The sequence below is a fragment of the Flavobacterium sp. genome, assembly GCF_043773265.1.
Lineage (GTDB): Bacteria > Bacteroidota > Bacteroidia > Flavobacteriales > Flavobacteriaceae > Flavobacterium.
The window spans coordinates 21,039-29,876 of record NZ_JAYVFH010000195.1 but is presented as its reverse complement, the minus strand read 5'-3'; the positions used below and the strand labels follow the sequence as shown (position 1 = coordinate 29,876).

The window sequence follows — 8,838 nt, the reverse complement described above, 5'->3', positions numbered from 1 at the left end:
CCGAAATGTTACAAGAAGCATTTCCAGGATATGAAGCGCCACTTTCAGCAACTGAAATGGCAAATTATATTTATGATTTTGCTTTGAATGGTAATAAATATTATAATGGAAAGGTATTGCAGGTTTCATCGTCAACTCCATAAATTTTGAGCGAAGTTTTACAAAAATATCTCCCAGAGCACGCAGTAAATTATTGTTTTGAATTAATCAAAGCCAACAATGTGCATCTCAAAATTGTAAACGAAAGGCAAACGCGTCATGGTGATTATAGAAAAGCAATAAATGGCAAACACGAAATTACAGTAAATGCTAATTTAAATAAATACAGATTTTTGATAACATTGGTACATGAAATTTCACATTTAGTAGCTTTTGAAAAATTTGGAAGATTGATAAAACCACACGGAAACGAATGGAAAATGACATTTCAACGATTGATGGTGCCTTTTATTAGACCCGAAATTTTTCCGCATTCGGTTTTACCATTGGTTGCTAGTCATTTTAGAAATCCAACGGCTAGTAGTGATACAGATGCTAAATTGGCATTTGCATTAAAACAATTTGATGAACGAAAAGTAGACATTCATTTTATTCACGAAGTGCCAAGCGGAAGCAAGTTTAGAATAAAAAACGGAAGAGTTTTTCAAAAAAAAGGACTTCGAGTAAAACGCTATGAATGTTTAGAATTAATAACCGGAAGAACATTTTTGTTTAATGCTAATGCTGAGGTTGAAATAATTCCTGGATGATTATGAAGAAATTAAAGTTATTTTATTTGTTGTTTATTTCATCATTTATTTTGATTGTTATTAACTTGTTAATTAATGGGCAAATGACTTTTGATATTAATATTTATGATACTTATTATGTTATTAGAGAAGAAGATTTCTATACAATGGTTTCTTTTTTTATATTAATTTTAGGATTATTATATTTTCTTTTAGAAAAAATAGATATTATTTTATCAGCAATAGTTTCAAAATTACATATATTAGGAACTATTTTATTAACACTACTTTTTTTTAAAAATCAATATTTTTTAAATCCAATTTCACTTTCTAAAAAATATTATGAAATTTCAAGATTTGATTCTTTACATATCTACGAAACAGTGTCATATATTTTGGGAATATTAATACTTCAACTCCTATTTATTATAAATATATTTGTATCACTAATAAAAAAAATGAGATTGCTTCGTGCCTCGCAATGATTATGAATAAAAACTATTACGCAATATTAATGGCTGGTGGAGTCGGTTCAAGATTTTGGCCAGTTTCAACATCTGATTTTCCAAAACAATTTCATGATATGCTAGGTTCTGGCGATACTTTAATTCAAAAGACTTTCAGTCGTTTGGCTAAGATAATTCCAGTTGAGAACATATTAATTTTAACAAATGAGCGCTATAATGAATTGGTTCTTGAGCAATTGCCTATGGTTAAGCAAGAACAAGTTTTGTTAGAACCAGCCATGCGAAATACCGCACCTTGTATTCTGTATGCATCTTTAAAAATTCAAAAAACGAATCCAAATGCAGTTATGGTTGTGGCGCCAAGCGATCATTGGATTGAAGATGAAGATGAATTTGCTAAAAATTTGAAACAATGCTTTGATTTTTGTGAAAAAGAAGATGCATTGTTGACATTGGGAATTCAGCCAACGTTTCCAAATACTGGTTTTGGATATATTGAATATGATGAAACTGATAAAAATCCAATAAAAAAAGTAAATCAGTTTAGAGAAAAACCTGATTATGAAACCGCCAAAAATTTTTTAGAAGCTGGAAATTTTCTCTGGAATGGTGGAATTTTTATTTGGTCAGTAAAATCTATTTCATCTGCATTTGAAAAATTTCAACCTCAAATGAATTCTTTATTTTTAAAAGGTGTTGAAAGTTATAATACTTATTCTGAAAAAGAGTTTATTGAAAAAAATTATGCTAATGCTGAAAATATTTCAATAGATTATGCAATTTTAGAAAATGCTAAAAATGTATATGTTTTGCCAGCAACTTTCGATTGGAATGATTTAGGAACATGGGGACAATTGCATGAAAAAATAGATAAAGATGAATTTAATAATGGTGTAATTAATGCCAAAGTTATATTAGAAAATGCATCTAATAATATTATCCGTTCAGATGCAAATAAGATTATTGTTATTGACGGTTTACATGATTATATAATTGTTGATAAAGAAGGAGTATTAATGATTTATCCAAAAAGTAAAGAGCAAGATATTAAACGAATTACTGCTTTGGCTAATGAATTGTAAAAATTAAAAAATTCAAGCAACCTTTTGGATAAAGCTGCATCTTGTAATAATATAATCCATATTTAAGTAGAATTTTATGAAAAAAGAAAATAGTTTTAATTTTATAAAATATCTACTTGTTTTTTTGTTTATATCTCAAGTAAGTTACAGCCAATTATCGAGTTTTACATTTAATGTTACTCCAACTAATGAATCTTGTTTAGGAAACGGAATATTAACTTTTAATGTTTCAGGTACTGTTTCTGGTTCAAGCATGGATTATGCAGTTTATTTATTGCCAAACATTACAACACCTTTGGCAATTGTTACAGTATCTAGTTTAACAGGTTTAAATGCAGGAAATTATAGAGTAATTGCAACACAATCTTTAGGTGTAAATTCAGCAACTAAGCAACAAGATGTAACTATAGTAAGTACAATAACAAAATTAACATATTCTTTGGTTGGAACAAAAGTAAAATGTGGCAATGATGGAGCTATTGCTGTAAATGTTACATCTGGAAATCCATTTTCTTATCAAATTTTATCAGGACCAGTAACAACGCCAGTTCAATCTTCAAATGTTTTTACTAATTTGCCAGTTGGTGTTTATCAAATTCGAGTTTTTGACACTTGCAATGAAGGTGTTGTTCAAACATTTACATTATTGCAAACATCGGTTTCTTTAATTGTTGATGCAGTTAGTTTTCAAACCACTATTTTATCTTCTTGTAATACAATTTTAGTTTCTAATGCTTTTGGTGTTCTTTCTGGTTTTGAAATCGCTTTTCCCTTAACTTTTCAATATACAGTTTTTCCGCCATCAAGCAGCACTCCAATTGTTTATACCCAAATAGTTAATACTGGAACAATTGCTTCACAAATTATTCCTTTTTACAACAATCAATCCTATTATTATGATTTAAAAGTTACAGATGCTTGCGGTAATGTTTACAATCAAAACAATAATATTGTAAATAATAAATTTGATTTTACAAGCGCTGTTTTAAAATTAAATTGTACAGATATTGCTTTAAAATTAACACCAGAATTTTATGTTGCTCCATATACCATAAATTTTTTAACTTTTCCTGTTGGCTTCAATGCGGTGAGTTTTAATAGTTCTCATCCAGGACCATTTTCGGCAAGTGATGCAATTTATGGTTCTGTTGGTAACAGTTTTCCTGTTGGAAATTATTCTATACAAATTACAGATTCTTGTGGTAGAACTATGATAAAAAATGTTTCTGTTGTTAATATTCCACCAATGCCAGTTGCGGTTGGTTCTAGTAATGGTTGTGGCGATTTATCAATTTTGATTAATTCTATTCAGTTAGTTTCAGTAATCATGACAAATGCACCTGTTGGATATTCAATTCCGTTACCACATGATTTTTCAAGTTTAATTAGTACTGATGGTTCTCAATTTTTTATTTCTAGTTTGCCACAAGGAACATACACTTTTAGTGTTACAGATTCTTGCGGATTTGTCAATAGTGTAAGCGCAACAGTTTCACCTTTTACACCTGGACCAATTTCATTGCTTCAAAGACCAGGATGTGAATTAGGTTTTGGATCAGTAATTGTAAATGCTCCAAACGGAATTTCAACTGCTACTTTAATTGCTGCTCCAAGTTCTTATGTTGGTGTATTACCAATTAATTTATCTGCAAATATTATTTCAGGGACTTTTTATTTTGGTTCTGTAGCACAAGGAAATTATACATTTCAATTTACTAATAGTTGTGGTGCAATGCGAACAGATACCTTTTTTGTTGAAGGATATTCAGTAACAACAAATGTGGTGTCAATTACTGAAAATTGTGGTTCATATAATCTTTTTTTGCAAAATGTAAGTAACGGAAATTTCCTTCAAAGTTTTTGGCTACAAAAATTTAACCCAATAACTAATGAATGGACAAATCCAGTAACTGGTTCAGTTTATGTTGATGGAACAGCATTGAGTACAATAAATTCATTAGTGTTATTAAATAACATAAACAATTTAAATCTTGCTTTCATTGGTCAGTTTAGGGTTTTAAAAACATTTAAATCTCTTGTTGACACACAATATGTAAACTGTTTTCAAGTTGTTAATAGTTTTGATTTTTCTGGTGGACCAAAAATTTCAAATGTTTATGCTTTTTTGTGTTCGGCTACTACAAATGAAGTTATTGTTGAAGCAACTGGCGTTCCTCCTTTAAGTTATAGCATTACTACGCAAAACGGAAATCCTTTTGTCGTAAATAATGGAGCTCAAAACTCTTTTACCAATTTAGCACCTGCAACTTATAATTTTCAAGTTCAAGATGTTTGTGGAAATATTGTAAATAGTTTATTTGATATTACTTCGCTTGAACCCTTTACTATTGAAGCAACTACTTTTTGTAACGGACAAGTTGGAATGTTATCTGTTCCTTTGTTTTCATTTTTAAATTATCAATGGTGGCAAGGAACAGATTCTACAACAATTATAAGCACTTCAAATGTGTTGAATTTTTCTCCCTATATTTCATCTACTGATTCAGGAGTTTATCATGTTAGAATTACTAATCCAAGTAATACAACTTCTTGTGTTGATATTACTCTTGATTATACCATTCCACCAGATGCAAATATTCCAAATGCAGGATTAGACAATTCTATAAATTATTGCGGTTCTCAAGGAATTATTAATTTGAATACTTTACTCAATGGAACATTAGATACAACTGGTACATGGCTAGAATTATCCAGCAGTGGTTTTTTATTAGATAATCTTTGGAATTCAAGTACTATTTCTTCAGGAACTTATCAATTTAAATATAGAGTTGAAGGTTCATGCGCAACTTTTGACGAATCTTTTATAACAATTACAATTAATGAAATTCCTGAATCGCCTATTGCTTCTGCTAGTGTTGTTGTTTGTGAAACAGGAAATTTAGAATTATTTTCAACTACAATTTTAAATGCAACTTACTTTTGGAATGGTCCAAACGGTTTTACATCAGACCTTCAAAACCCTATAATTTCAAATGTTTCTACCATAAGTAATGGAATTTATTATGTAAAAACTTTGGCTAATGGTTGCGAATCTATTCCATCATCAGTAGAGATTTTGGTTTCATTGTTACCACAATTTTCTATTGAAACTAATTGTATCAATAATAGTTCAACACTAACAGCAACAATGCTTCAAGATTCTTACAACGAAGCAACAGCAATTTATTATTGGAGTAATGATTTTGGATATACAAGTACAACAAATCCAACTAATATTACTGGAGAATCTATAGGAACTTATATTTTGACAATTACAAATAATCTTGGTTGCTCTACTACAAATTCTATCAATGTTTTAAATACTTTGTGTAGTATTCCAAAAGGAATTTCGCCAAATAGTGATGGTTATAACGATGCTTTTGATTTATCAGGTTTTAGTGAGATAGAAAAAGTTAAAATTTTTAATCGATATGGAATGGTAGTTTTCGAACAAGATAATTATATAAACCAGTGGAAAGGTCAAGATTATAAAGGAAATTTATTACCATCAGGAACTTATTATTATGTTGTAAATTTTGCAACAACTGGAGCTAAAACTGGTTGGGTTTATTTATCTAGAGATTAATGTTATTCGCCTTTATTCTGTGATTTTCTTATTTTTTTGAATAAATTTGATGAATAAACAAAGTCTACAATGGCTTCATTATCAGTTTTAAAAATGTCTTTTTTTGTTCCTTCCCAAGCTAGAATTCCATTTTTTAGAAAAATAATTTTCTCACCAATTTCCATTACTGAATTCATGTCATGGGTATTTATTACTGTTGTAATATTATATTCGGCAGTTATTTCTTGAATTAAATTATCAATTACAATTGCAGTTTTAGGATCTAATCCTGAGTTTGGTTCATCACAAAATAAATATTTTGGATTATTTACAATAGCTCTTGCAATGGCAACACGTTTTTGCATTCCTCCTGAAATTTCAGATGGTTTTTTATGATTAGCATCAATTAAATTTACTCTATTGATAACAAAATCTACACGTTCTTTTATTTCTGCAGGAGTTTTTGTTGTAAACATTTTTAAAGGAAAACCAACATTTTCTTCAACAGTCATACTGTCAAATAAAGCACTTCCTTGAAAAACCATTCCGATTTCTGTTCTCAAAGCACGTTTTTCATCGGCTGTTAATTCAGAATATATTCTTCCGTCAAACGAAATTGTTCCAACATCTGGAGTAAAAATACCTAATAATGATTTTAATAAAACCGTTTTTCCAGAACCACTTTGTCCAATGATTAGATTAGTTTTTCCGGTGTCAAATGTTGTCGAAATTCCTTTCAAGACTTTAGATTCTCCAAATGACTTTTCTATATTTTTTACTTCTATCATTTTGCCAAAAGTAATTGAGTTAATATATAATTTACTAAAATAATTACTACCGATGTCCAAACAAAAGCAACAGTACTTGCTTTTCCAACTTCAAGCGCACCACCTTTCATATAATAACCATGAAATGATGGAATTGTTGCCAATATCATTGCAAAAACTATAGTTTTTAAAAAAGCATATACAATATGAAACGGAATAAAATCGGTTTGAATTCCTTGAATAAATTCATCACTTGAAGTAAATCCACCATAAACTCCAGCCATCCAACCGCCAAGAACTCCTAGAAACATTGCAATTCCAATTACAAAAGGATATAAGAAAAGTGCAATTATTTTTGGAAAAACCAAATAGTTTAATGAATTAACACCCATAACTTCTAAGGCATCAATTTGTTCTGTAACACGCATTGTTCCTATGCTTGAAGTAATAAACGAGCCCATTTTTCCGGCCATAATTATTGAAATAAAAGTAGGAGCAAACTCTAAAATTACAGATTGTCTTGTAGCAAAACCAATTAGGTATTTTGGAATTAAAGGATTGGTTAAGTTTAAAGCTGTTTGTATTGAAACAACACCACCAACAAAGAAAGATATAAAGGCAACAATACCAAGAGAATCAATAACTAAATCATCAATTTCTTTAAAAATTAAGCCACGCATTACCGACCATTTGGTTGGTTTGTTGAATACTTCTTTCAACATCAGAAAATATTTTCCAATTTGCGATAAATAACGAACTAACATCATAGTTTTAAAATGTTCTCAAAAATAGTTATAAGTTATGAGTTGTGAGTTATGAGATGTGAGTTTTTTTAATCTAAAATATTTTTTCTTTCATTTTTTGAATCCTATATTTTCTAATAAACTTGGCTTGTTCTTGAGTAACTAGAAGAGGTTTTTTAGTAGATTTAGCTTTAAAAAAACCTTTTATATAATCTAAAAATAACAATGGTTTTCTCTTCATTATAGCTAGTTTTACAGAAGCAATCATTGTGATAAAAAAACCATATCCTAAACTATAAAAAGCTTCACCTTGTTTATAACGTGCTGTTTTATTGTAGTTTGCACCTGTTGGTTTTAAATGTTTTACTTTTAATGTTGCATCAGTAATTACTTTCCAATAATAAAACTTGCAAAGCAATTCATCAACTGTATCCCAACCCATTGCTGGTTTTAATCCGCCAATTTGTTTAAAACATTCTTTTCTATATGCTTTAAATGCTCCACGAATATGATCTTTATCAGTTAGATTCTCTAAAATAAATTCACCATTTTTTTCAATGTAAGCAAATCCGCCAACCATTCCAATTGATGCATCAGATTGAAAATGTTTTATAATGGTTTCAAAATAATTGGATGGAAAAATTAGGTCAGCATCAGCTTTTACAATAATGTCATAATTGTCGTCTAATGTTTCATAACCAGTTTGAAAAGCTTGAATTACTTTACTTCCAGGCAAATGAATTGCATCAGAAGTTTTATTTACCAATGAAATAAAGGAATGTTTTTTTGCGAATTCTAAAATAATTTCGGCAGTATTATCAGTTGAATTATCATCCACAACTACAATTTTATTTGGCAAAACTGTTTGTTCAACCAACGATTTTAGTGTTAAAGAAATAAACTTTTCTTCGTTGTGTGATGGAATGACGATGTAGTATTTCATTTTATTTCACTTTTTCAGCAAAAACAATATAATATCTAGGAGTAAAATATCTCAATAAAGGACGAAAACCTATTTTTTTTACCGGATGTGTAAATTTTTCACGAGCTCTAATTTTCCAACCAGTTTTTTCTAAAAGCCAATCGAGTTGCCAATCTTCAAATTCATGATAATGTCTGTCCCACATATCAGTTTTACTTCTATATGCAGGAGAAAACCATAGTCGTAAAGGTATTGAAATTAGTAATTTATCACACTTTACGTTTTCTAAAATGGTATATGGATTTAATAAATGTTCAAAAATTTCAAAAGCAGTAAAAACTGTATAGCTTTCTGTTTGTAAAGCAGTTTGATTATTGTCTAGATCTTCACCTTTAGTATTTTTTACTGTATAGCCATTTTCTTCCATTATTTTAGAAAACGGATTTGGAACACCTAAATCAAAAATTATTTCGGAAGTTGCAATATGCTTTTGTAAAAATTCTAAAGTATGCTTGAAGCGTTTATTTGGAAATGTTTTTTCGTACATGAAAATGTAAAATTTAT

8 protein-coding genes and 1 pseudogene are annotated in these 8,838 nt (G+C 29.3%); 5 read left to right on the top strand and 4 right to left on the bottom strand.

The features are described from left to right. The 5 genes and pseudogenes from ACH2BO_RS10510 to ACH2BO_RS10490 all read left to right on the top strand — a co-directional run. A pseudogene (locus ACH2BO_RS10510) lies at window positions 1-143 on the top strand (short-chain dehydrogenase); the annotation flags it as partial. 3 nt (window positions 144-146) lie between these two features. After that, a complete protein-coding gene (locus ACH2BO_RS10505; protein ID WP_395044699.1) occupies window positions 147-749 on the top strand; it encodes a SprT-like domain-containing protein in 603 nt (200 codons plus the stop codon). Between the two features lie 83 nt (window positions 750-832). Further along, window positions 833-1,213: a hypothetical protein gene (locus tag ACH2BO_RS10500; protein ID WP_395044698.1), complete on the top strand. Its 381-nt coding sequence runs from the start codon at window positions 833-835 to the stop codon at window positions 1,211-1,213. 2 nt (window positions 1,214-1,215) lie between these two features. Then, window positions 1,216-2,277 (top strand): mannose-1-phosphate guanylyltransferase, encoded by a 1,062-nt coding sequence (locus tag ACH2BO_RS10495; protein ID WP_395044697.1) that lies wholly within the window; start codon window positions 1,216-1,218, stop codon window positions 2,275-2,277. 76 nt (window positions 2,278-2,353) lie between these two features. Beyond that, on the top strand, window positions 2,354-5,863 hold the full coding sequence (locus ACH2BO_RS10490) for a gliding motility-associated C-terminal domain-containing protein (protein WP_395044696.1): 3,510 nt from the start codon (window positions 2,354-2,356) through the stop codon (window positions 5,861-5,863). Between the two features lie 2 nt (window positions 5,864-5,865). On the opposite strand, the gene ACH2BO_RS10485 is transcribed toward ACH2BO_RS10490, so the two are convergent. The 4 genes from ACH2BO_RS10485 to ACH2BO_RS10470 all read right to left on the bottom strand — a co-directional run bounded on the left by ACH2BO_RS10485 (window position 5,866) and on the right by ACH2BO_RS10470 (window position 8,821). Continuing rightward, window positions 5,866-6,630: an ABC transporter ATP-binding protein gene (locus ACH2BO_RS10485; RefSeq protein WP_395044695.1), complete on the bottom strand. Its 765-nt coding sequence runs from the start codon at window positions 6,628-6,630 to the stop codon at window positions 5,866-5,868. Continuing rightward, a complete protein-coding gene (locus ACH2BO_RS10480; protein WP_395044694.1) occupies window positions 6,627-7,376 on the bottom strand; it encodes an MlaE family ABC transporter permease in 750 nt (249 codons plus the stop codon). Before ACH2BO_RS10480 ends, ACH2BO_RS10485 begins: the two co-directional genes overlap by 4 nt. A 70-nt stretch (window positions 7,377-7,446) precedes the next feature. Then, window positions 7,447-8,295: a glycosyltransferase family 2 protein gene (locus tag ACH2BO_RS10475; protein ID WP_395044693.1), complete on the bottom strand. Its 849-nt coding sequence runs from the start codon at window positions 8,293-8,295 to the stop codon at window positions 7,447-7,449. Between the two features lies 1 nt (window position 8,296). Continuing rightward, entirely contained in the window at window positions 8,297-8,821 is a 525-nt protein-coding gene (locus tag ACH2BO_RS10470) for a methyltransferase (protein ID WP_395044692.1), read from the bottom strand. Between the last annotated feature and the right edge of the window lie 17 nt (window positions 8,822-8,838).